This is a genomic window from Oceanobacillus zhaokaii (assembly GCF_003352005.1).
Taxonomy (GTDB): domain Bacteria; phylum Bacillota; class Bacilli; order Bacillales; family Amphibacillaceae; genus Oceanobacillus; species Oceanobacillus zhaokaii.
The window spans coordinates 2,498,373-2,522,935 of sequence record NZ_CP024848.1 but is presented as its reverse complement, the minus strand read 5'-3'; the positions used below and the strand labels follow the sequence as shown (position 1 = coordinate 2,522,935).

The following is a 24,563-nucleotide window of genomic DNA, read 5'->3' as shown; positions in this document are numbered from 1 at the left end:
TTGAATCATATGCTCGGCAAACTTCGTGAATTTCCAGCAATTAAATTTATATGAAACCTTTCATCGCCTTACATCATCTAACTAATAGGTCAAACGGAAAGGAGTAGATGTATTGAATATTGTTAAAGAGGTGAAAAAGGCTCAGAAGGGAAACGTTACCGCTTTTGAAACCCTAATTGTTACCCACAACGTCATAATGTATAGGGTAGCTAAAACAATCCTAAGTCGGGATGAGGATTGTGCGGATGCCATTCAAGAAGCTATTTTAAAAGCGTTCCAAAACATTCGTACATTACGTGAGTCTGCTTATTTTAAGACATGGCTATGTCGGATTATTATCAATGAATGTAATCAAATTCATCGGCAAAGGAAGAATCTGATTTCCATGGAAGAATGGGTGGAGCCTTCAGCGGAGGAAGTTGGTTATGAACAATTTGAACTTGAACAAATACTAGATGCCTTGCCAGTGGAACAATCACAATTACTAAAAATGTTTCATATTGAGGATATTTCCGTTTTTGATTTGGCATTAATATTTGAAGTGCCTGAGAACACTATAAAGACAAGGCTTAGAAGGGCACGTGAAAAAATGCGGGATATACTGCTGAAAAAGGAGGAGGGGATCAAATGGACAGATGGGAAAAAGAATTAAAAAGTAAAGTTAACCGAACGATGCCTACCGTTGTTGATGAGCGGATACAAGAATCATTAAACCAACTGCCAAGAAAAAGACGACCTCATATTTTTTCTTATGTAGCTATAGCCATCATAGCAAGTATACTTTTTATTGTTAGTGCATCATTAATCTCTCCAACGGTAGCTGATACAATAAAATCAGTTCCTGTTATTGGATCTATATTCAGCATGATTGGAGATATTAGTGAGCAAAAAGGTAGTGAGAAGGAGCTCACCACTTTATTAGGGGAAGAAATAGAGGTAGGAGGGCAGACGATTATTTTTACCGAAAGTTTATATGACGGCTCAACCATTCATATTGGCTATCTCATAGAATCGGAAACAGTTGATGGAGTGTTTGGAGAGGAATTCTTTTATAATTTACAATTAACAATCGATGGAAAAAGCCTTACTTATGGTTATGGAATGGGACAAAGAGGAGATTTCTTAGAAAATGGAGACTATGCAGGTATCTTTACAATCGATATTGATAAGGATGAGCTTCCGGGGGATCAATTTATGCTTGGGATACATTCAAGGTATGAAAATAAAGATTGGGAAATAGCGCTGCCAATTGTATTGCAAGGTGAAAATCAATCATTTCTTGTGAATCAAACAAAAGGAATGAAAGATTTAGTTATGCATTATGATAAGATAACCTTCTTTCCGACTAGTACGGAAATAGATTTTCGTGTAGTAATGGATGAGGATATTAGTGATAAATACATGAATATGGATTATCAAGTTGTTGATAATGACGGACGTATTCTTCAGCCGCTTAGTGGCGGTGGAGATGGTGGAAATGAGAATGGGCAAATTTTATGGACATTTAAACATTACTTTGAACCGTTAGAAAATGTTCCTAAATCATTAACTGTGAAACCATTTCTATATAATACAGAAGAAACTGAGCTGGAGATTGTAAGAGAAAAATGGGAAGGCAAAGAAATCACGCTCTCTCAAGGTGAAATTGGTCAGGTGAAAATTCTGGATGTAGTAAAGAAAGATGATGTCGCTACTATCACTTTAGAAACAGATGGTACCGATGCCTATCAGCAAGCTAATAATGTTTGGATAGAAGATCAAGATGGAACGGGATATTTCAATGATCAAGCGCCTAAACTGGTGGATGGAACAAACAATAAATACCAAATTACAGCTAAGTTAGAGGGAGGCGTCATAGACGAATTGTATTTTTCTACATCGAAACTGCATGCTCCAAACTTTTTAGAGGAGCTTGAGGTGACGATTGATTTAACTGGAGTTGAAGAAGAAAAATAGAAGCTAGCGCTGAATATAAACAAACCTGTATTAGTGAAATAATCACTAATACAGGTTTGATTTTTTTTACTAACAATTGCTGTAGTTTTAAAAGTTGTTTCGACAATCTTCGGGAGTGATAGGCACTATGTGCTGCCACTTCTTATTACCGTTTCTCTTTCTCCAATGCTGTCCTAATATATCCAAGAAATTCATTTGCTTTCTTTTCAGGCGCTTTTGTTAATAAACTCACAATTATAAATAAAAGTGTTGAGATAACGATTCCCCAAATTCCGGATGCAAGTCCTAATGGTTTTATTTGTGTCAATTCAATAATAACTACGATTAATCCACCAATGATGACACTTGTTAGAACTCCTGCTGCTGTTCCTCTTTTCCAGAAGAAAGTACCGATAATAGCTGGAACTACTACTAGTAATCCAGCGGAGGATGCTACGGATAGTACCGCAATTAAATTTACTTCAAGCTCTGCAAATAGAAATGCTAGTATTGCAATGATTGGGATTACTAATTTCCCAACACGAAGCTGCATCAAATCTGTAGCACCTTTCTTTAAGTTCCCATAAACATCACGAGCGAATAAGGATGATAATGTAAGCAGGATCGAATCAATAGTTGATACTGCCGCCGCCATAATTCCGACCATGACAATGGCTCCTAAAATAGGTGGTACCAGGTCAGAAGACAGTAGTAATGGTGTAGCTAAATCAGCATTTTCTAATCCAGGGAATTTAATAGCTGCAGAAAATCCCCAGACGATAGCAACTATAGTATAGATAAAACCAAAAATCATGAAGCCCATTAACATTGTTTTTAAGCTTTTCAGGGATTTTGGCATATAGAGCCTTTGGCTGACTTGTGGGTTGGAAAGACTAAAGAAAAACCATGGTATTGTCATCCCTAGAAAAGTTGTGAAATTCCAAAAACCATTACCAGGCACTGTAAGTAATTCGGAATGATCGGTTTCTAATGTATGTATGAAATCTCCTAACCCACCCAATTTACTTATTATTATAATTACTACTACAGTGGATGTAATAATCATAAATAATGCTTGCAGGGAGTCGGTCCATGCTACAGAGCGAATTCCAGCAATAAACGAAAATACGATTGCAAGTACCGTTGCGATAATGACTCCTGTTGTAAATGATATTGCATTGTCTGTCATCCCTTGTAATAAATATCCCACACCCGCAAGTTGTACTGCACTATAAGGAATTAAAAACAAACAGCTTGAGATTGAAACAACAATTGCAACAGCCTTATTATCATATCGATCTCCTAACATTTCAGAAGGTGTAACATAGCCGTATTTCTTTCCGACTAACCAAAATCTGGGACCAAAAAATGCAACTAAGGAAACCCCCATTAAATAAATAAGCTCAAATCCTAAAGCGCCAACACCACCCATATAAGTTAGCCCTGATAGTCCTACTAGCATAAATGCACTGTAAGTTGTTGCGCTATAGCTTAGTGCTGACACAAACCCATTTAATTTTCGATCCCCTATGAAATAACTAGACATACTTGATTGTTTCCCGCTTCTTGATAAATAGGCAACAAAAAGCGATGCCAAAACATATATTGCAATTGCCCACCATACATAAGTTGTGCTCATCTCTATTTACCCCAATTCCTAGAAATAAAATAATTCATTATTATAACAATAAGTGTTAGCACGATCCATATTAATAAGCTGCCATACCAATTAGCTACTTCCGTTAAAATTGTATACGGCAGTATATAAGCTAATAATATAATTACTAAAATCGCTAATGCCCACTTCCATTCATTTGCCTTCAAATCAATTCCCCCTAATATTATGTGCAGTATTTCACTTAGTTTTCCCTGTTATAGAAAAAATAACTCATTTACCATAAAGTATAATAAGAATAATATCAAATAATAATTATTTTGCCTATCTAATTTACTTAATACAGTTAGGAGAAAAATGATAAGTAATATATTTCACTGTTCTGTTGTAAGTGCAGGAAGAATTAATCTTAGATTGCTCTAGCACAAAATAGACCCTTATACCACTATATTCTTAAGAGGATATTAAGAATAATGGTATAAGGGTCTATTTTTAGGTTTGGTATTCGATTCGTGGCATTTACCTAAATTGTTTGTCAGGAAGAATAATAGCTTTTACATTGAATTAATCGTGCCTTTGTTGTGGTTAACTCATGGGGATGTTAGTTTGGATTGGTGCACATGAATCCTCTACACTCTCCATTGTTGTTGAACTTGGTTTAATGCAAGCTGGAAAATTTCCTCTTCCGTTGAATCCCGATGTGTAATTACATTAGTATGATAATAACGATCAGAAAATTGAACTGTAACATTTACTTGTATCATTAATGCCACCTCTTTCTATAGTTGTTGTGTTAAAACCAAAGTATATTAGTTAGTTTTTAAATTTCTCAGGAATACAGATGGAAAGCAATATATCATCTTGCTTTACTAAAAAGTCTGCTGAAGAAGGTAGATTTTCCTTTAGCATTAGCTTCTTCAATTGATGCTGCGGTCAAGCGCTGTGTTTCTAGGCGCTCATTCATAACTTGCATTAAATGTTTATCACGTTCATTTAACCGATTATTAATGTGTTCCTGTTGTTTATCTAATCGTGTGACCAGTTCCTTTATAAGCGCATTTTGGTTTTCCATCATGCCTTTTAATTCATCGTATTGTTTATTAGCAGGCTGCAGAATTGGAGGACTCTCTTGTTGTATTTCCCTGTTTGCTTCCTTGCTAAACTTCTCAATCACAATATTCGTTGCTTGTTCTACTGAAATCGATGATTTTCCCCTTAATTCCTTTAAGTATCGAAGTGCCATAATATCACTGTCTACAAATAATCGTGCATTATTCTTTGTCTTAAAAAACTCATAGCCAACCTTCTCGAGATATTGTGCATATTTCCTCACTGTTGTGACACCCATATCGAGCATTACTGCTATTTCACTAGTTGTATAAGCCTTCTCATTCATACCCATATCGTTTTCCATATTATCACCCCATATTGAATAGTTCAACATTAATTCTTAATTTTCCTTCTATTACGAAAAAATAATCGAATATTTTTTGAGTAGGCCTATTTGACAATCTATCTATTTCAGTGTATATTTATATTGAATTAAAGATACTTTAAATAAAAATATTTTAACTATAATGGAGGTATGATCCATGAACCATTTAAAAGGAATGCACCATGTAACCGCAATTACGAGCAGTGCTGAAGAAAATTATAAGTTTTTCACGAATGTTTTAGGAATGCGTTTAGTGAAGAAAACAGTAAACCAAGATGATATTCAAACATATCACTTGTTTTTCGCAGATGATAAGGGGAGCGCGGGAACTGATATGACGTTCTTTGATTTTCCGGGAATTCCTAAGGGGCAGCATGGGACGAATGAAATTTATAAAACATCTTTCAGGGTGCCAACAGACGCTGCATTAGACTACTGGGTAAGACGCTTTAACCGTCTAGAGGTGAAGCATACGGGGATTAAAGAAACGTTTGGTGTGAAGACCCTTTCCTTTGTTGACTTCGATGATCAGCAATATCAATTGATTTCTGATGAAAATGACAAAGGCATTGCATCGGGAACGCCATGGCAAAAAGGACCAGTACCGCTTGAATATGCGATAACAGGATTAGGACCGATCCATGTACGTATTGAACAATTCGATTATTTCAAGGAAGTATTAGAAAAGGTTCTATTATTTAAAGAGATTGCACAAGATGGATCATTGCATTTATTTGAAGTTGGTGATGGTGGCAATGGAGCGCAAATCTATGTTGAGAAGAATGTAGTGTTACCACCTGCTCGTCAAGGATTTGGAACAGTGCATCATGCGGCATTCCGTGTTGAGAATCGCGCTGTCTTAGAAGAGTGGATTGAACGAATGAGCAGCTTTGGATTCCCAACATCTGGATATGTAGATCGTCACTTTTTCGAGTCATTATATGCAAGAGTTGCACCACAAATCTTATTTGAGTTTGCAACAGATGGCCCTGGGTTTATGGGGGATGAACCTTATGAAACACTTGGAGAAAAGTTATCTTTACCTCCGTTTTTGGAACCAAAACGTGAGTCAATTGAAAAAATGGTGCGCCCAATTGATACGGTTAGAAGTACGATTGATTTTGTGAAAGAATAAGCAGTTAAATCCGCTCGTTGTTCATTATGGACATCGTGCGGATTTTTTAGTAGTTAAGAAAGTATAGAGATTTTCTTACTACATAAGTGCAACTAAGGCTGTCACCGAAGGGCTTGGTTAAACCTTAGTTTTCTAATGTTTTATAACAATTCAGATAGATTGGGTGCTAACTTTTGCGGATTGCGATATCATTCGTTACACTAAAAAGAGATGAAAGGGGCTGAGTTGATGGAGCAATTACAAGTAGGAAGAGCGAAGTTAACATGGTTAAATGGAGGGGTATCGTTTCTTGATGGTGGGGCAATGTTTGGGGTGGTTCCTAAAGCATTGTGGGCAAAGAAATACCAACATAATGAGAAAAATCAGATTGAACTGCGTGCTGACCCGATTCTTTTGCAGATCGATGGGAAGCATTTTCTTATCGAAACAGGGCAAGGAAATGATAAACTAACGGAAAAACAATTACGAAATTTTGGTGTAATAGAACAAGCTTCAATTAATGAGTCGTTAGCTAAACTCAGGTTATCTGCTGACGATATTGACGCGGTGTTAATGACGCATTTACATTATGATCATGCGAATGGCTTAACGAAGAAAGCAGGAGAGAAAACTTACATATCGCAATTTACCAATGCGGTAATCTATACATCTGCGATTGAGTGGAATGAGATGCGCAATCCGAATATTCGCTCTGTGAACACGTATTTCGAGAGCAATTGGCAGCCCGTTGAGGAACAGGTAGAAACATTTGCTGACGAAATTGAAATTGTGCCAGGCCTGCGTTTGATTCATACTGGAGGTCATAGTGAGGGTCATTCAATTATTGTTTTTGAGGATGGAGAAGATTGTTTCATCCATATGGCCGATTTAATGCCGACACATGCACATCAGAATAAATTATGGGCACTTGCATATGATGATTATCCAGTCACTTCAGTGCATGAGAAGGAGTATTGGATGGCTTATGGTTATCGTAAGGAAGCGTGGTACACTTTTTATCATGATGCCTATTATCGTGCAATTAAATTTAATCATGCAGGAGAGAAGATAGCCGAAGTGGCGCGTGTTCGATATCCATATAAATAAAAAAGGATCGGCCGATGTGCCGATTCTTTTTTCATTAAGCAGTCTGTACGGATTCGATAATGCCACCCGTTTCTAAATCTACATAAAATTCATATTGCTTATTTTTACCGTCGATACTACGCGTAATCCCACCACGATATGCGTTAAATACAAGGCCATTTTTTTCAATTTCCTCTGGTTTCATATAAATCCATGAGCCACTGATTGGTCCGTTTTTCTTATATGCTTCCTTTGCATTATGTAATGCTTTTTCTGGGGAAATTTTTTGATAAAGATCGACTTGCTGCTTCGCCAAGAAACCTACAGCTGCACCTATTCCGAATGCGAGAAAGATATCTCTTTTCTTCATTTCCTTCACCTACTTTAAGATAATAATCAATATGTTTGCCGTTTCTATTAGTAAATAGTATACAATATAAAATATGAAAATGAAAACGTTATGATGCTGTAGGGGAATTTTCCCAATTAAAGCAGGGAGTGGAAAATCTAAATCGCTTTCCGGTATAATGAGGTCATTACATAGTAAAAAGTGGAGGGATTATATTGAACCAAGAGACGTTAGATCTTTTTAAAAATTTAACAGAACTACCGGGTGCATCGGGGAATGAACATCTTGTTCGGGCATATATGAAAGAAGAATTAGAAAAATATGCAGATGAAGTCATACAAGACAATCTTGGCGGTGTCTTTGGTGTGAAACATGGCGACGGTCCAAAGGTTATGGTAGCTGGGCATATGGATGAAGTTGGATTCATGGTGTCGCAAATAACGGAAAATGGTATGATTCGGTTTCAACCTTTAGGTGGCTGGTGGAGCCAAGTATTACTTGCACAGCGAGTGCAAATTATAACAGCAAATGGTCCAGTGATTGGTGTAATTGGTTCGATTCCGCCACATCTTTTAACAGATGCGCAGAGGAATAAACCGATGGAAATCAAGAATATGCTTATCGATATCGGTGCAGATGATCGAGAAGATGTAAAGAAAATTGGGGTACGACCTGGTGATTCAATCGTACCAGTTACACCATTCCAACCGATGGCAAACAGTAATAAAATTCTTGCAAAGGCATGGGATAACCGATATGGCTGCGGATTATCAATTGAGTTATTAAAAGAACTGCAAGGAGAAAAGCTTCCAAATAAATTATATTCTGGTGCGACGGTACAAGAAGAGGTTGGATTGCGAGGGGCACAAGTAGCGACAAATATGATTAACCCAGATATTGCATATGTTCTCGATGCATCTCCTGCAAATGACGCATCAGGTGACAAAACGGCATTCGGTCAGTTAGGAAAAGGTGCATTGCTAAGAATTTTTGACCGGACGATGATTACGCATAAAGGGATGCGAGAATTTGTGCTTGATACAGCTGAATCCAATAACATTCCCTATCAATATTTTATTTCGCAAGGTGGTACTGACGGCGGAAAAATCCATCTAAGTGGAGAAGGGGTGCCTACTGCTGTAATTGGAATTTGTTCAAGATATATTCATACAGCTGCATCGATTATTCACATCGATGATTACGCTGCAGCAAAGGAATTACTTGTAAAATTAGTGAAAGAAACAGATCAAAATACAGTAAATCACATTATGAATTCGAATTAACATGACGATTAGCTGTCACCATTATGGTGGCGGCTATTTTTAAGGGAGTTGTATAGATGGAGATTATTATTGGTTCAAAGAATCCTACAAAAGTTCAAGCAGTTGCAGAAATATTTGAAAGTGATCAAGTGAATGCAATTGAAGCAAAATCAAAAGTATCCGCACAACCATTTTCCGATGAGGAAACGAAACAAGGGGCAATTAATCGAGCAATGGAATGCAGGAAATACACGACAAACGGAATTGGGATAGGTTTAGAAGGTGGCGTGATGTTTGTTGGTGATACATTATATTTATGTAATTGGGGAGCATTAGTCGCAGAGGATTGGCGCATTTTTACAGCAAGTGGTGCACGAATTGCTTTGCCAAATGAACTTGTCGAATCGCTGAAGAATGGTTTTGAACTAGGGGAGATCATGGATGACTATGCAAACAGGAAAGAAGTTAGTACGCACGAAGGAACAATTGGTATATTCACAAATGATCTTGTTTCTAGGAAAGAAATGTTTGCACATGTCGTCAAGCTGCTTCGTGGGCAATGGGAATACTGGAAATAAAAAGCAGCAGCGATACAATTTATCCCTGCTGCTCTTTTAATCAAGTTCGATTCACAACTTTTTGTTAAAACTAGAAAAACTGCGAAATAACTTAGGATGATATTTGCTTCCTTGGCCGTCGCTCCAGAAATACACTTCGCTTTCCGCGGGGGGCTGGCGAGCCTTCTTGTGCTTCGCACTTCGAAGACTCGCCGAGGCCCTTCCTCCCGCAGGAGTCTTCGTGTATTTCTTCCGCTGGGGATAGAGTAGATCTAGAAAAATAGAATGACAAACACACACTAAATATCTACGTTGATTGTAGCAACATACTCAAAACTCGTTTGTGAATTGAAACGAATGTCTAGATTGGAAGACACAATTGTCACTTGTATCAACTACTCATGATTATCTTAGTTTCTGAAAAGCAGCCGTCTTTTAGTAAACAAGTTTAATCAAAAATATACGCCAATACATCGAGAGCTTGTTCTACGGTTTCAACAGTAACATTCGCTTTGCTGGAAAGCTCTTTCAATGGATGGATTAAGGATTCTGGTCGGATAATAATAGTAGGTTTATTCATCGAAATTGCAGTACTCACGTCCATTGCTGTGTTCCATTGGCGATATTCCTCACCAAAAAGTGCTATGACTATGTCTGCTTTTTGTAATAATACTTCTGTTCTAAAGTTATTAATCGATGATGCTGCAGCATCCTTATAAAGATTAGAAGGCTGTTTTCCTAAAACATCCTCACCTATATTATCTGAACGCTCATGATTGGTCTGTGGTGAAACAAAGGTAAACGGTAAATTTCTCTCTTCTACCTTTTTAATTAATTTTTCTCGCCAATCGTCATGAATTTGCCCTGCTAAATACACGATAAATTCCATAATTACCCCTCCATAATTATTTCAATTTAAACTAATCGTATCTAATCATGAGAGAATTGCAAATGATTTGCACATGCTTTCTAAATCAGGGGTTTAAATCGGTACAAATCTTTAGTAAGATATTAAATGGTATAAAAGCACTAAATAAGGAGGCGAGCTTGATGAATAGTTACATTCGAGTCATTATTTTCGCTCTATTTATGATATTGGTTCTAAGTGGCTGCAGCTTGAAATCAGAGGAAAATGCTATTATGGACGCGAAAGAAGCAGCAAAACAAGCATTCGAAGATGAATCTCCAATTGAAGCGAATGATGAAGTGAACGGACAGGCACTATATCTTCCGGCAAACGTAAAAGTACAGAGTGGTGATGCCACAAATCTTATTTTAGAAGATGGGGATCAAACTTTTATCGTGTTTCATAATATCAATGAAGACAGTATGAGTGAATTGAATTATCATTCAACACAAACAGAAAAGGCGTTAGCGCTGGAATCATTCAAGGATGAAGAGAGTTTCGGATATATTCGTATCCTAGAGGATGAAGGAGAAGGCTATGAATTACAGGTTGGTGTTGGTGGAGTAAAAATAACTACCTACACAACAAAGGGAAATCTAGATAAGGATGCACTTGAAATGATGAAGATGGCTAAATTCATCAGTACAGAACGGTAAAAGGCATATCAATTGAAACGCAGCTTAAACAAAGTTATTATATGAAAAAAGGAGTTGACTAAGAATGAAACAATTAGAATCAATTGAACAATATAATGAATTAGTACAAAATGAAAATGTAATTATGATGTTTTCTGCGGACTGGTGTGGAGACTGTCGATATATTGAACCAGAACTTCCTGAAATTGAAAAGGCATTTCCAGAATATACATTTGTTCATGTAGACCGGGATAAGTTCATTGAGATCTGTCAGGAGCACGGTATAATGGGAATTCCTAGCTTCTTAGCTTATAAAGATGGAAAAGAAGCGGGAAGATTTGTAAGCAAGGACCGTAAAACTAAAGAAGAAATCACAAGCTTTATTGAAGGATTATCTGCTTAACGGGATGAAGTGATGGATGACATTAGCAAGTCAAGCTAATGTCATATTTGTATGCCTGCTCAAAAATACAGATCTGTTTTTCGAAAAGGAGGGAAACGAGATCGTGAAAATGACAAGTTTTCAAATGAAAAATAGGCTGCAGAAGCGATTTGCCAATGATGCCTATAATATTTCTTTTAATCGTGACAAGGACACGCTTCGAATCGAGTGGAGGGAATCGAAGCGGGGGATGACAATTTCCTTGCCAAGTGTCATAGGCAAGTTTCAGGAGCGTGGAGAAGCAGCACTTGATGAACTTGAAGATCATGTAACAGAAGCGTTAAGAATTATGAATGAGGAGCATAATCTTGCAGGAATGGAGAAGCATATTTTTCCTGTTATTCGTTCCACCTCATTTCCAACAGAGACGAAGCGTGGTACGAAATTGATTACGAAAGATCATACTGCGGAAACGCGTATTTTTTATGCCCTTGATTTAGGTAAATCATACCAATTGATTGATGAAGCATTGCTTGAAAAAGAAGGCTGGGAGCAAGAAAGAATCGATGAAATTGCCAGCTTCAACGTCCGTTCATTATCAACGGAGTCAAAAAAAGATACGGTTGCGGAAAATGATTTTTACTTCATCGCAACACAGGACGGCTATGATGCAAGTCGAATTTTGAATGAAGCATTTTTAGAAGAGATGAAAGCAAATACTAATGGAGACCTAGTTGTTGCAGTACCACACCAGGATGTATTGATTCTTGCTGACATCAGGAACAATACAGGGTATGATATATTAGCACAAATGACGATGAAGTTTTTTGCAGAAGGACGAATTCCAATTACATCACTGCCACTTATCTATGAAAATAAAAAATTGGAGCCAATCTTTATTCTCGCTAAAAATCGTCCAGTAAAAGATTAGGAAGGATGAATTAAATGGATGTATTCTACAATCCAAATGGAATCGGTGATGTTTTACTTATTCCGTTAAAAGATGGAGATCGATACGAAATAAAACAGGAAGCATTTGGTGATATAACAAAAATCTCGTCAACAGATGGCAGTATTCTTGGTTATAATATTTTCAATGCAGCTAGCCATTTTGAAATTCAAGGTACCGGAACAATTCGCTTAACGACAGAATTACTTTCGCAACTTAAGGCATTATTTACAGAAAATAACTTGGATGATGCACTTGAATTTGATTTAAGCCCTAAATTTGTTGTTGGTTATGTACTTAGTAAAGGCCCACATGAAAATGCCGATAAATTGAGTGTTTGTCAAGTAGATGTTGGTGAAGAAGAGCCACTGCAAATCGTTTGCGGCGCACCAAATGTGGACGCAAATCAAAAAGTTGTGGTTGCGAAGGTTGGTGCAACAATGCCGAGCGGTCTGCAAATAAAACCATCAGAACTTAGAGGTATGCCTTCAAACGGTATGATTTGTTCGCAAAAAGAACTAGGTTTACCAAATGCACCAAAAGAAAAGGGAATTTATGTGCTTGATGATTCCTATACCATTGGTGAAGAATTTAAGTTTTAACAACAAACAACCCAGCTTAACAGTTTGGGTTGTTTTTTTCAGTAAGGAGGGATAACTAGTTTCTTAATGCCTTTGTTTCTAAGTAGTATTGGCTCCAAGTAAAATAATGTGAAATATCATCTTGGTCTATTCGAAAAGATAGGCTACACGGAACGGGAAAAAATGATAAAATAGAAATTAATGATTTTATGGAAATGGAAATGAGTGAATACATATGTGGAAACAATGGAAAAATAAATTTAAAAGTATATTCGGAGAAGAAGAAGAGGAAGAGCATACTGAGAGAGAAACCTCTCACGACAATGCAGCCCAAAACGTAAAGGCGAGGGTAACTTATCAATATCCTAAGAAATCTTCTTTTCGGTTTCCTGTAATCCCAGATGAGAGGGTTGGGAAGAAACAAACGGATAATACACCTGCCTATCGAAAGAAAGATACGCCTAATCACCTAAGAAAGGAAACACCTAATTATCAAAGGAAAAGAGAAGAAAAAGTAATTAAGGAAAATAAAAGTCCTGAAAAAATAAGTAATAAAGTATATAAAAAGACGAATACACCATTTCAAGTATCAGAGGTTCCATCGCCAATCTACGGATTACAAAAGAGGAGAAAAGAGATTGAAGATGTGCCAGCATATATGCGAAAAGAAGAAAAAACGGAGCAAGAGAGTCAAATTGCAAGTACAGTAGAAGAGAAATTAGAAAAACCAACCGAAATGAAACCTGTAATCGTTCCACAAGCAAAAGACAGTATCAATGTTGAAGTAAACTCCTTAGAGGAACCAAAGCAGGAAGTACAACAAGTAATTGGCGAGGCTAAAAAGGAAGAAAGCCAAATATCTCGTGAAAACAATCAGAAGGATTATCAAGCACATAAGGAAATCAAGCAGGATGAAATCATTCGTAAAAAGGATAAGAAGCCAGCACCATCGAACGTAAGAAAAATAGAGCCGGTACAAAAACAACGCGTTGAGAATAAATCACCATTTAATGTCATCATGACACCAAGAGATAAAAAGAATTTATTTGAAAAACGCAAACGGTTAGCAAATGCAGAAAACGAACAGAATCGGGTTTCAGAGCTACAAAAGGAAGCGCCGGAAATACATCAGGTGGTAATGCAGGAGAACGAACAAAGATCAGCAACGAGCAATATTGTGCCGATGAAACCAGCGTCAAGCATAAGCAAACACGCAGCAAATACAGGTCAAGCAGTAAAACAAGTTGAGAGAAAAGAAACTTATATTCCAGATCATTTATTAAATGATCCAGTTCCAAAGAGTGATGAAAATTATGTTTGGGTGGAAAATCAGCAAGCATTACTTGAACAAACATTGGAACATTTTAATGTTCGGGCGAAAGTTGTGAAAGCAACCCAAGGGCCCTCCGTAACAAGATTTGAAGTCCATCCAGAGCTTGGGGTTAAAGTGAGCAAGATAAAAAGCTTAAGTGATGATTTAAAGTTAAATATGTCTGCTAGAGATATTCGAATTGAGGCACCAATACCAGGGAAGAATACCGTTGGAATTGAAATACCGAATCCAAAGGCACAAATGGTTGGATTACAAGAAATATTTGAAACAGATGCATTTAAAAAAGAAACATCGCCACTCACAATTGCGCTTGGATTAAGTATTGAAGGAGAGCCAGCTGTAACGAATGTCCAGAAAATGCCGCATGGTTTAATCGCCGGTGCGACTGGATCTGGTAAAAGTGTATGCATCAATACGATCCTGATAAGTCTAATTTATAAAGCCAATTATGATGATGTTAAATTCCTGCTAATTGATCCAAAAATGGTTGAGCTTGCACCATATAATGGCATACCACATTTAGTATCCCCAGTCATTACAGATGTAAAAGCTGCAACAATGAGCTTAAAATGGGCTGTTAATGAGATGGAAGATCGCTATGAAAGGTTCGTTCATGAAGGGGTACGTGACATTGAGCGTTATAATAAAAAAGTTATCCAACAAGGTCGCGCTGACAAAAAAATGCCGTTTATTGTTATCGTCATTGATGAATTAGCAGATTTAATGATGTCATCTCCGCAAGATGTCGAAGACTCGATTAGTCGGATTGCACAGAAAGCAAGAGCATGTGGGATCCATTTAATATTAGCAACTCAGCGTCCTTCTGTTGATGTCATAACAGGGTTAATTAAAGCAAATATACCGACTAGGATTGCATTCAGTGTCTCCTCACAAATCGATTCACGCACGATTATTGATGTCAGTGGTGCTGAGAAGCTGCTTGGTAAAGGGGATATGTTATTTGCAGAAAACGGCGCAGGGAAAACCGTAAGATTACAAGGACCTTTTGTTTCAGATGAGGAAATCGAGCGTGTAACGAATTATGCTAGAACACTTGCAGAACCGAATTATCTATTTGAGCAAGAGCAATTACTTGAGCAAGTTGCAATTGATGAGGAAGAGGACGAGCTTTTACAGGATGCAATTCAATTTATCCTAAGACAAAACAGTGCGAGTACATCGTTATTACAACGTCATTTCAAGATTGGCTATAACCGTGCTGCCCGTTTAATTGATACGTTGGAAACTCGTGGCATAATCTCAGGTCAAAATGGCAGTAAACCAAGAGATGTCCTAGTCACAGCATCGCAATTAGAAGAGATGTAAACTATTTGTAAAATCTTGTAAAAGTCTATATGATGATAGAATCAGACATGCGATACAAAGGAGAAGCTTACGATGAAAGAAATCGACTTAAAATTAGCAGGGAAACTTGATCGATTAACAAATAAAACATTTAAATTTGATGAGAGAATTAAAGATGGCTGGTTTTCAGCTGTATATTTCTTAAAAACAAAGAAAATCGCGGAGGAAAAAATCCCCAACAATTATGTAACGATGCAATTTTTCCAAAAGGAAGAAGCCGTATTATGTGGTACAGATGAAGTAATTGCATTGCTTCACACATTTGCAGATAAACCGGAAACATTAGAAATTAAGTCATTGAAGGATGGTGACAAGATTACGCCGTATGAAACGGTATTAACCATTTCCGGTGCATATCAGCAATTTGGATATTTAGAAGGAATTATTGATGGGATATTAGCAAGAAGAACATCTGTGGCAACAAATGTATACAATGTGGTAAAAGCCGCGCAAATTTCTGGTGAACATAAACCAGTCATCTTTATGGGCGATCGTGATGATCATTATACGACACAAGCTGGCGACGGATATGCAGCCTATATTGGTGGTTCAAAGGCACAAGCAACGAATGCGATGAATGAATGGTGGGGCAAAGAAGGTATGGGAACAATGCCACATGCATTGATTCAAATGTTCCGCGGTGATGTTGTAGCAGCTACAAAGGCATATCATGAAACATTTCCGAATGATGAACTGGCAGCACTTGTAGATTATAATAATGATGTTGTAACGGACTCATTAAAAGTAGCAAGGGAATTCGGTGATGAGTTAAAATCGGTAAGACTTGATACATCTCGAGCGTTAGTGGATAAATATTTCTTAAGAAATTATCATTTAATGGGCACATTTGATCCAAGGGGTGTGAATCCAGAACTGTTATTTGCCTTAAGAAAAGCATTGGACGAAGAGGGCTATCAGCATGTGAAGATTATGGTAACGGGTGGCTTTACGTATGATCGGATCAAAGAATTTGAAAATCAGGGTGTACCAGTTGATATGTATGGTGTTGGGAGAAGCTTACTCCATCTTAATATTGGCTTTACTGGGGATCTTGTTATTTTCAACGGAGCACCGGAAGCGAAAGAAGGTCGTCGTTTCAGACCAAATCCCCGTTTAGAGAACGTAGAATACTATAAGGTAACAGAATAGGAATATAATAGTTTACTCTTATATGATTTTTGGTATAATGTAACTTGGTCGTGAACATTATCCGACTATAATATTAATTCTTTTTGATGAACAAGTTGGAGGTTCGTTTTATGACAACTTACCATTTTATTGGTATTAAAGGTACAGGTATGAGCGCACTTGCGCAAATTCTGTTTGACTCTGGAGAAAAAGTGCAAGGTTCTGATGTTGATAAGCGGTTTTTTACCCAACAAGCATTGGAAGACAAGAATATACCGATCTTACCGTTTTCTAAAGACAATATAAAAGAAGGCTACACGATTATTGCAGGGAATGCATTTCCCGATGACCATATCGAAATTGAAGAGGCTAAAAGGCTAGGCTGTACTTTTTTCAGGTACCATGACTTCTTAGGGGAATGGTTAAAGCAATTTAAGAGTATCGCGGTCACAGGTGCGCATGGCAAAACTTCAACAACGGGACTGCTAGCGCATGTATTAGGTGAAACCTATCCAATTTCCTATTTAATTGGCGATGGGACTGGTAGTGGTCACGTTGACAGCAGTTATTTTGTATTTGAGGCATGTGAATATCGCCGTCATTTCTTAAGCTATGAGCCAGATTATGCGATAATGACGAATATCGACTTTGATCACCCTGATTATTTCACGAGCATTGATGATGTGTTTAATGCATTCCAGTCAATGGCAGATCGCGTGAAAAAGGGAATCGTTGCATGTGGAGATGATGAACAACTGCAGCAGATACAGGCGAAGGTGCCTGTACTTTATTATGGCTTTGGACCAACGAATGATTTTCAAGCACAAAACGTGAAAGAAACAGAGCATGGAACATCATTTGATGTGTTTGTGCGCAACACTTATTATGATCATTTTACAATTCCGATGTATGGCAATCACCATGTATTGAATGCCCTATCTGTAATTGCGATTTGTCATTATGAGGGAATTAAAGCAGATGATATTAAGAAATTGTATACCTTCCAAGGTGTAAAGCGAAGATTCTCGGAAAAGAAAGTTGCAAATCAGGTATTAATTGACGATTATGCACATCATCCGAAAGAAATATCCGCAACGATTGAATCTGCACAAAAGAAATATCCAGGGAAAGAAATTGTGGCGATTTTCCAACCGCATACGTTTTCTAGAACAAAAACGTTTTTACAGGAATTTGCAGATAGTTTAAGTAATGCGGATCAAGTTTTCCTTTGTGATATTTTCGGCTCAGCAAGAGAAGAATCAGGGAACCTAACAATCGATGACCTCCAAGCACTGATCGAAGGCAGTGAAATATTAGACATTGATCATACAGAAGTGCTGCAGTCATATAAAGATTCGGTATTAGTATTCATGGGCGCAGGAGATATTCAAAAGTTCCAGCGTGCGTATGAAGAAACATTAAAAAATGGCACTGTACAGAAGCAGTGACGAAAAAATCCCAATAACTAAATAATAATAGAAAAAGATACGAATTCACAATACAGTTGGAAATCGTATCTTTTTTATATTGCAGTATTTCCTGCAGCACTAAATAATACAAAATGAGCCTTTTTATTCATACTGAGAGATTATTTATCCTTTTTCTCGATAAAAATAAAGAAAAGTTATATACTAGGTATATGGATGAATAGGTTTGCAATTTGAAAATTACCCTACATATGTTTAACCAATCAGGCAAGAGGGAAATACTTAATAAGAATTGTAAAAGTGAGTGTTCAAAAGGAGGATAAAAAGGACCGAGAAGTTCGAGACGGCGTAGCTTTGAGTAGCGGGCTTCCACAGGATGTGTTGACCTCTATGTTGCCCAGAGGACGTGGGCGGTTTTAATAGAAGTTCCTTAACTGTTTTAGTGTGAGCAAACGTTCTTGCACGCAGGAAAAGTGTCTTTCTTTTCCAAGGAACGGAAAAGCAAGCCAACCAAGAAATTCAATGTGTCATTTATACCGGACTTTTAGAACATCCTCTAAAAGCTTTAGCAAACCGCAACTATTTATTCCAATTGCACTAGTAGAAAAATATTTTTGAAAAAGGGGTTGAATCTTACGTGGAAGTGATGTTGTATCTTGCTGCGATTATTGCAGCTATAGCATTTGTGGTTTTAGTAATTTATGTCATTATTACATTGAAGGCAGCGAAAGAGACCATGGGAGAAGTGTCTACCACATTAAAAGGATTAGAGACACAAATTCAAGGTGTTACGACAGAAACTAAAGAATTACTTAATAAAACGAATGAATTAGCAGATGATATGAATAAGAAGTCAGCGAAATTAAATAATCTTTTTGATGGAGCTAAAGGTGTTGGTGATTCGGTAAGAGGGTTCAATGAAGCATTGAACGATCTTTCCCAAAGCATTTCACGAACATCTAAAGAAGACCAAGCAAAAGCTGCTGAAGCAGTTAAATGGGGAGCAACAATCTTTGATTTTGTTAACAATAGAAAAAGCAAAAAGAAATAAACTTTAGGAGGAATAGAAATGGCTGATAATATTAATACAAAAGACTTTTTAATTGGAACATTAGTTGGAACGATTGTAGGTGCTTCTGTAGCGTTATTATTCGCTCCAAAAACAGGCAGACAATTAAGAGGCGACCTTAATCAAGGTGCAACCCAAATGAAATATCGTGCAAGTGGTTGGAAAGATATTGCACAAGAAAAAGGTTCTGATTGGAAAGATAAAGCATTCACAACAGGATCTGATTTACGTAAAAAAGCAATGGATACAACATCACAAGTATCAAAAAATGTTGCGCAAAAGACACAGGATTTAACAAAGACTGTAGCTGAAAAGACGAAAGAGTTAAGTAAAAATGTTAGCAACAAATCTGAGGAATTAGCAAAAAACGTCAATGGAAAAACAGAAGAATTAACGAAGAATGCTAATGAGAAAGCTCAAGCAGTAACAAAAAATATAAACGAAAAAACCCAAGAAGCAGCAAAAAATGTTAATAACTCTACACAAAAAGCAGCGAATAAGGCTCAAACAAAAGTAAGCCAACCACAAAAATAATAAAATTAATGAAGCTACAGCTTGAACGGGCTGTAGCTCTTTGTTTGCCTTCCATTTGTTTACTTAAGCCAAGCGAATACATTTCTGACTTAATCCCATCTTAATGCAAGCGCATCTCCATCTTCAATTGGTACGTCAAAGCTTGTTGGCTGCTCATTTTTATATAATTTAAATTTTCCACTGATTTGGTCTAAATCAATGTCTACATAACGAAACACATCCTGGAAAATAAAAGGTTCAGGTGGGCGCTCCTTTATTTCCAGCCGTTCTAATCGACTTATGACATTATCTTCATGTAATTCCACTCCGTCACGCAGGATGCGTAAAATAGGCTGTTGTAAATGAATAACCTTGCCATTGAAAGTAATTTTAATCGTTTGCCAAAAGTCAAGGCCAACCTTTGTTAATAGGTCACGAACTGTCGGTGTTCTTGCATCGCTTATGATAAGCTGATCATGCTGTCTTAATGGGTGGTCGATGCTAACTTGCCTTCCGTTAAGATAATACTGAGTTGCCCCAACATCAAGATTTATTGCTTCGATATTAACGTAGATCATAAAGACTTCAGTTTCACTGACCATATGACTTGTACTGTTTCTAAGGAAATCTTCTATTGTCTTGACCTCTTCAATCACAATATCATCATTATCCTGCACATGATAATCCCAATTCTTTATCCTCTTATTTACATAGATTATAGGTTTGATTTCCGTAAGCTGCTGATTAAATTGAATCTTAAGTGATGGGACTTCACCAATCAGTTCACCAAGGGTTACATCTGCACCATTTCCATCCGCCCCCTTTGAAATCGCAATTTCATCCTGATGATGGACGATGTCCTCGACACCTGCCGCTTGACTATTCAGCGTGATGACTGGGGCTGTACCATATTTTCCTGGTATCGTGATTGCTTGCCCATTAAGATTTATAATCGAGGCATTTCCAGGCTTTCCGTACCATTTATTTATTACGATACCTGCTTGTACGAGACAATCACCAACCGTTAATTGTTTCATTTCAAATAGTCGAATCAATTTTGCATTGACATGGATACTGATATAATGAATTGGATTTTGCTTAGCAGCGATTGCAATCCCAATTGGCGTAATAAAATCTGGACCTTTTGGTATACTATCATTTTGCATTAGGCTTTGGATTGCATCAATTCCTCGAACAGCAACCCGATTGGCAGGGAGCTGTAATTTTTCTGCTAGTATTGTTGGTAATTCCGGTGTTAAGCTTCCACCACCTACTAACATCACTGCTTTTGGTGCCTTTCCATTTAATTGGAAAATTTCTTTTGTAATTGATTTGGCTAGTTTTTTTACTTGACTTTTAACATCCTTCACTAGCGCGTCATATGTAATGACTGTTTCAAAACCTAATATATCCTGGACAGTAGCTTTTCCTTTATTAACAATCCTTCGCTTCGTTTGTTCTGCCTCTGGAAAGTCGAGTAAGTACTGATCGCTAATCGCTTCGGTTATTTCATCACCTGCAACTGGCACCATACCGTATGCAACGACCGTACCGCGATCCGTTATCGCGATATCACTTGTTCCTGCTCCAATATCGACCAATGCGACATTTAATCTTCTCATCGATTCTGGTATCAATACATTGATTGCTGCTATAGGCTCTAGCGTTAATGCTTCCATCTCAATATCGGCACGTGCGAGTGCAGCAAGTAGAGATTCAACGACCACTTTAGGAAGGAAGGTGGCGATGATTTCTACAGCAGCAGCCTCCCCGCTTTGGTCGATGAGGGAGCCGATTTTTTCATTATCAATCGTGTACTGAAGGACAGAATAGCCAACACAATAATAATTGGAGTAATCATTATTCTTCTCAAGCTCAGCTAGTTTCACTTGGGCTGTTTGCACAGCGCTTAGCTCAATGTGCTTTATCGTTTCTTTATCAGTGATCATTTGTTGATTTAATGGGATAACTGCAGTGGATTCTACCGTTCTTAAGGATCTCCCAGCAGCTGCTACACAAACTTTATGTAATGTTGAACCTGTACGTTTCTCCAGCTCTTCTCGCACTTCTCTAATTACGTCAGCGACCGCAATCACATTATGGATTTGTCCATCGAGCATCGACCTGTCTCGATGTTCTTTTATGTAATAATCGACAACAGCATACTTCTCTTCTTGTTGTTCTAAAATAATTCCAGTAACGGTTCTCGTACCGATATCTAAAGCAAAAATCTGGTTCTCCATTGAAATACTCCTCTATAAGTTGCGAAATTAATCAAATATATTTTAAAATTTTAAATTTATCTAATTGCGCTTTCATTGGCTAGATAGCAACAATTAACATGTCTATTTTTCGTCAAATTATTATATAAATTGATTGATTATTTCTATTATACTACAAGTTTAGGGTGACAAATGATAATATTTTAGCTATAATTGTCTCTAATTATTATAATATAAAATCATCTGGGGGCGTATATGAAATGAGTAATGAAATGGATCAATTAAGAAATCAATTAGATGAAGTTAATCTAGAAATACTTGAACTAATCAATAATCGTGCAGCACTTGTTCAACAAATTGGCCAAGTGAAGAGCAAGCAAAGTATGTATCGATTTGATCCAATTAGAGAACGTGAAATGTTAAATCTAATCACATCGAAAAATAATGGTCCCTTTGAAAATTCTACGATTGAACATATTTTCAAGGAAATCTTTAAAGCAGGATTAGAGTTACAGGAAGACGATCATCGCAAAGCATTACTCGTTTCACGTAAGAAGAAAGCGGATAATACAGTAGTTGAAATAAAAGGGGAAAAAGTTGGTGACGGCAATACTCATTTTGTATTTGGTCCATGTGCAGTCGAAAGCTACGAACAAACTGCTGCAGTTGGAAAAGTATTGCAAAGCAAGGGGCTAAAACTTTTAAGAGGTGGCGCATTCAAGCCAAGAACTTCTCCATATGACTTCCAAGGTCTAGGAATAGAAGGTTTACAGATTCTTAGAAGAGTAGCAGATGAATACGATTTGGCTGTAATTAGTGAAATTGTAAATCCTGCACATATCGAACAAGCGATTGAATACTTAGATGTCATTCAAATTGGTGCCCGAAACATGCAGAACTTCGAGTTATTAAAGGCAGCAGGGGAAGTAGATAAACCAGTGCTATTAAAACGTGGATTATCAGCAACAATCTCAGAATTTATCAATGCAGCTGAATATATTATGTCACGCGGAAATGGAAATATTATTTTATGTGAACGCGGAATTCGCACCTATGAAACAGCAACACGTAATACATTAGATATTTCAGCGGTTCCTGTATTGAAACAAGAAACGCATTTACCTGTAATGGTTGATGTTACGCATTCAACTGGACGTCGTGATTTACTTCTTCCGACGGCAAAAGCAGCAATTGCTATTGGTGCAGACGGAGTCATGGCAGAAGTACATCCAGATCCAGCAGTTGCACTTTCTGACTCTGCTCAGCAAATGGATATTCCAACATTCGATAAATTCTTTGAGGAAATAACAGATTTAGATAGACGACTTAGATAAAACCAACCACTCTATATAAAATGTGAGAAGCTAATCATTACATCAATGATTAGCTTTTTGCATTTAATTTAACTAGCTACAAATAATAAGAAAGCCCGAATAAATGTCCATTTACCAGTAAGTTAAAGATTATTTTTGCTTTATGTTTTGTAATTTTTTACGTGGTAGAGTATGATAAGATAAAAGAAATGGGCTTGGAACAATATTAGGAGGTAATGAAACATGAATATAACAATATATGATGTAGCAAGAGAAGCAAACGTGTCCATGGCTACCGTTTCCCGAGTAGTGAATGGCAACCCGAACGTAAAACCAACAACACGTAAGAAAGTGCAGGCAACGATTGAGCGACTAGGATATCGTCCAAATGCCGTTGCACGTGGATTAGCAAGTAAGAAAACAACAACCGTTGGTGCAATTATTCCTGATATTTCAAGCATCTTCTTCTCTGAATTGGCACGTGGAATAGAAGATATTGCGAGAATGTATAAATACAATATCATTTTAAGTAACTCTGACCAAAATAAAGAGAATGAATTAAAATTAATCAATACAATGTTTGAAAAACAAGTAGACGGCATTCTGTTCATGGGTGGAACAATTACTGAAGAGCATATTAATCAATTTAATACTGCCAATGTACCTGTCGTACTAGCATCTACGTATGATGATACGCAATCAATTGCTGCTGTAAATATCGATTATGAAGCAGCTGCATATGAAGCAACAAAATATTTAATTGAAAAAGGGAATAAACACCCTGCATTTGTGAGTGGTACATTAGAAACAACAGTGGACCAATACAAGTACAATGGCTATAAACGTGCATTGGAAGAAGCATCTATCACACTGAATGAGGATTTAATCGTGAAGGGTGATTATTCTTATGAGTCTGGACTAGATGCTGTTAAACAACTTGCAGAGCTTGGGAAATTACCATCTGCAATCTTTGTTGCTGCAGATGAAATGGCGTTAGGAGTTATCCATGGTGTACAAGATTCAGGTCTAAAAGTTCCAGAGGATGTACAAGTATTTGGGTTTGACAATACAAGACTTGCAACAATGGTTCGTCCAACTTTATCAACGGTTGTTCAGCCGATGTATGATATTGGTGCGGTAGCAATGCGACTGCTTACGAAATATATGAATAAAGAAGAAGTAACAGAAAAAAATGTTACATTACCACATCGAATTGAAGTAAGAGATTCAACTTTATAATTAGAATGCCGATATAAGAAATATACGAATGCGATGTAAGAAAACTGAGGTTTCACCGTTTTTTTGGTGACAGCCTTAGTTGCACTACTTCGTTAAGAAAGTTGTTATACTTTCTTCTATAAAAATAAGCTTCCAATATGACTTTGG

The 24,563-nt window shown here is 37.2% G+C and carries 24 protein-coding genes; 17 read left to right on the top strand and 7 right to left on the bottom strand.

The window, feature by feature from the left end; all coding sequences use genetic code 11:
• Positions 1 to 112 precede the first annotated feature (112 nt).
• Complete coding sequence (locus CUC15_RS12840; protein WP_114917039.1) at positions 113 to 652, top strand: sigma-70 family RNA polymerase sigma factor; 540 nt, start codon at positions 113 to 115, stop codon at positions 650 to 652.
• Positions 628 to 1,956 (top strand): DUF4179 domain-containing protein, encoded by a 1,329-nt coding sequence (locus tag CUC15_RS12835; protein WP_114917038.1) that lies wholly within the window; start codon positions 628 to 630, stop codon positions 1,954 to 1,956. Before CUC15_RS12840 ends, CUC15_RS12835 begins: the two co-directional genes overlap by 25 nt.
• Before the next feature lie 145 nt (positions 1,957 to 2,101).
• Here CUC15_RS12835 and CUC15_RS12830 read toward each other — a convergent pair whose 3' ends face one another.
• The 4 genes from CUC15_RS12830 to CUC15_RS12815 all read right to left on the bottom strand — a co-directional run bounded on the left by CUC15_RS12830 (position 2,102) and on the right by CUC15_RS12815 (position 4,964).
• Positions 2,102 to 3,574: a sodium:solute symporter family protein gene (locus CUC15_RS12830; RefSeq protein ID WP_114917037.1), complete on the bottom strand. Its 1,473-nt coding sequence runs from the start codon at positions 3,572 to 3,574 to the stop codon at positions 2,102 to 2,104.
• A 2-nt stretch (positions 3,575 to 3,576) separates the two neighbouring features.
• The gene (locus CUC15_RS12825) at positions 3,577 to 3,759 is read right to left on the bottom strand and encodes a hypothetical protein (protein ID WP_114917036.1); all 183 of its coding nucleotides are present in this window, start codon (positions 3,757 to 3,759) and stop codon (positions 3,577 to 3,579) included.
• A 420-nt stretch (positions 3,760 to 4,179) separates the two neighbouring features.
• The gene (locus CUC15_RS12820; protein WP_114917035.1) at positions 4,180 to 4,314 is read right to left on the bottom strand and encodes a BA3454 family stress response protein; all 135 of its coding nucleotides are present in this window, start codon (positions 4,312 to 4,314) and stop codon (positions 4,180 to 4,182) included.
• A 92-nt stretch (positions 4,315 to 4,406) separates the two neighbouring features.
• Positions 4,407 to 4,964: a DUF3967 domain-containing protein gene (locus CUC15_RS12815; RefSeq protein ID WP_114917034.1), complete on the bottom strand. Its 558-nt coding sequence runs from the start codon at positions 4,962 to 4,964 to the stop codon at positions 4,407 to 4,409.
• A gap of 178 nt (positions 4,965 to 5,142) precedes the next feature.
• Here CUC15_RS12815 and CUC15_RS12810 point away from each other — a divergent pair, with 178 nt between their 5' ends.
• Positions 5,143 to 6,120 (top strand): ring-cleaving dioxygenase, encoded by a 978-nt coding sequence (locus CUC15_RS12810; protein ID WP_114917033.1) that lies wholly within the window; start codon positions 5,143 to 5,145, stop codon positions 6,118 to 6,120.
• Positions 6,121 to 6,348: 228 nt separating this feature from the next.
• Positions 6,349 to 7,206, top strand: a complete 858-nt coding sequence (locus tag CUC15_RS12805; RefSeq protein ID WP_114917032.1) for a YtnP family quorum-quenching lactonase — start codon at positions 6,349 to 6,351, stop codon at positions 7,204 to 7,206.
• Between the two features lie 34 nt (positions 7,207 to 7,240).
• On the opposite strand, the gene CUC15_RS12800 is transcribed toward CUC15_RS12805, so the two are convergent.
• The gene (locus CUC15_RS12800; protein WP_114917031.1) at positions 7,241 to 7,555 is read right to left on the bottom strand and encodes a PepSY domain-containing protein; all 315 of its coding nucleotides are present in this window, start codon (positions 7,553 to 7,555) and stop codon (positions 7,241 to 7,243) included.
• Between the two features lie 194 nt (positions 7,556 to 7,749).
• On the opposite strand from CUC15_RS12800, the gene CUC15_RS12795 reads away from it, so the two are divergent.
• Positions 7,750 to 8,817: a M42 family metallopeptidase gene (locus tag CUC15_RS12795; RefSeq protein ID WP_114917030.1), complete on the top strand. Its 1,068-nt coding sequence runs from the start codon at positions 7,750 to 7,752 to the stop codon at positions 8,815 to 8,817.
• A gap of 56 nt (positions 8,818 to 8,873) precedes the next feature.
• A complete protein-coding gene (locus CUC15_RS12790) occupies positions 8,874 to 9,374 on the top strand; it encodes a DUF84 family protein (protein ID WP_114917029.1) in 501 nt (166 codons plus the stop codon).
• Between the two features lie 427 nt (positions 9,375 to 9,801).
• Here the strand turns inward: CUC15_RS12790 and CUC15_RS12780 are convergent, their stop codons facing one another.
• Positions 9,802 to 10,242 carry a YtoQ family protein gene (locus tag CUC15_RS12780; protein WP_114917027.1) on the bottom strand — a complete coding sequence of 147 codons (441 nt, stop codon included), beginning with the start codon at positions 10,240 to 10,242 and terminating at the stop codon, positions 9,802 to 9,804.
• Positions 10,243 to 10,403: 161 nt separating this feature from the next.
• Here CUC15_RS12780 and CUC15_RS12775 point away from each other — a divergent pair, with 161 nt between their 5' ends.
• The 9 genes from CUC15_RS12775 to CUC15_RS12735 all read left to right on the top strand — a co-directional run bounded on the left by CUC15_RS12775 (position 10,404) and on the right by CUC15_RS12735 (position 19,663).
• Complete coding sequence (locus tag CUC15_RS12775) at positions 10,404 to 10,916, top strand: hypothetical protein (protein WP_114917026.1); 513 nt, start codon at positions 10,404 to 10,406, stop codon at positions 10,914 to 10,916.
• Between the two features lie 64 nt (positions 10,917 to 10,980).
• Positions 10,981 to 11,298, top strand: coding sequence for a thioredoxin family protein (locus CUC15_RS12770; RefSeq protein ID WP_114917025.1), 318 nt, complete (start codon positions 10,981 to 10,983; stop codon positions 11,296 to 11,298).
• A gap of 109 nt (positions 11,299 to 11,407) precedes the next feature.
• Entirely contained in the window at positions 11,408 to 12,208 is an 801-nt protein-coding gene (locus CUC15_RS12765; RefSeq protein ID WP_114918452.1) for a DUF1444 domain-containing protein, read from the top strand.
• Between the two features lie 14 nt (positions 12,209 to 12,222).
• Positions 12,223 to 12,828, top strand: coding sequence for a YtpR family tRNA-binding protein (ytpR, locus tag CUC15_RS12760; protein WP_114917024.1), 606 nt, complete (start codon positions 12,223 to 12,225; stop codon positions 12,826 to 12,828).
• A 214-nt stretch (positions 12,829 to 13,042) separates the two neighbouring features.
• Positions 13,043 to 15,466, top strand: a complete 2,424-nt coding sequence (locus CUC15_RS12755) for a DNA translocase FtsK (protein WP_114917023.1) — start codon at positions 13,043 to 13,045, stop codon at positions 15,464 to 15,466.
• A gap of 72 nt (positions 15,467 to 15,538) precedes the next feature.
• Entirely contained in the window at positions 15,539 to 16,654 is a 1,116-nt protein-coding gene (locus tag CUC15_RS12750; RefSeq protein WP_114917022.1) for a nicotinate phosphoribosyltransferase, read from the top strand.
• 110 nt (positions 16,655 to 16,764) lie between these two features.
• Positions 16,765 to 18,081 carry a UDP-N-acetylmuramate--L-alanine ligase gene (gene murC / locus CUC15_RS12745; RefSeq protein WP_114917021.1) on the top strand — a complete coding sequence of 439 codons (1,317 nt, stop codon included), beginning with the start codon at positions 16,765 to 16,767 and terminating at the stop codon, positions 18,079 to 18,081.
• Positions 18,082 to 18,706: 625 nt separating this feature from the next.
• Positions 18,707 to 19,111 carry a DUF948 domain-containing protein gene (locus CUC15_RS12740; RefSeq protein WP_341457210.1) on the top strand — a complete coding sequence of 135 codons (405 nt, stop codon included), beginning with the start codon at positions 18,707 to 18,709 and terminating at the stop codon, positions 19,109 to 19,111.
• An 18-nt stretch (positions 19,112 to 19,129) separates the two neighbouring features.
• Positions 19,130 to 19,663, top strand: coding sequence for a YtxH domain-containing protein (locus CUC15_RS12735; protein WP_114917019.1), 534 nt, complete (start codon positions 19,130 to 19,132; stop codon positions 19,661 to 19,663).
• A gap of 89 nt (positions 19,664 to 19,752) precedes the next feature.
• Here the strand turns inward: CUC15_RS12735 and pilM are convergent, their stop codons facing one another.
• Positions 19,753 to 21,885, bottom strand: a complete 2,133-nt coding sequence (gene pilM / locus CUC15_RS12730) for a cell division protein FtsA (RefSeq protein ID WP_114917018.1) — start codon at positions 21,883 to 21,885, stop codon at positions 19,753 to 19,755.
• Positions 21,886 to 22,124: 239 nt separating this feature from the next.
• Here pilM and CUC15_RS12725 point away from each other — a divergent pair, with 239 nt between their 5' ends.
• Positions 22,125 to 23,198: a bifunctional 3-deoxy-7-phosphoheptulonate synthase/chorismate mutase gene (locus CUC15_RS12725; RefSeq protein ID WP_114917017.1), complete on the top strand. Its 1,074-nt coding sequence runs from the start codon at positions 22,125 to 22,127 to the stop codon at positions 23,196 to 23,198.
• 222 nt (positions 23,199 to 23,420) lie between these two features.
• Entirely contained in the window at positions 23,421 to 24,416 is a 996-nt protein-coding gene (ccpA, locus tag CUC15_RS12720) for a catabolite control protein A (RefSeq protein WP_114917016.1), read from the top strand.
• The last annotated feature ends 147 nt before the right edge of the window (positions 24,417 to 24,563 follow it).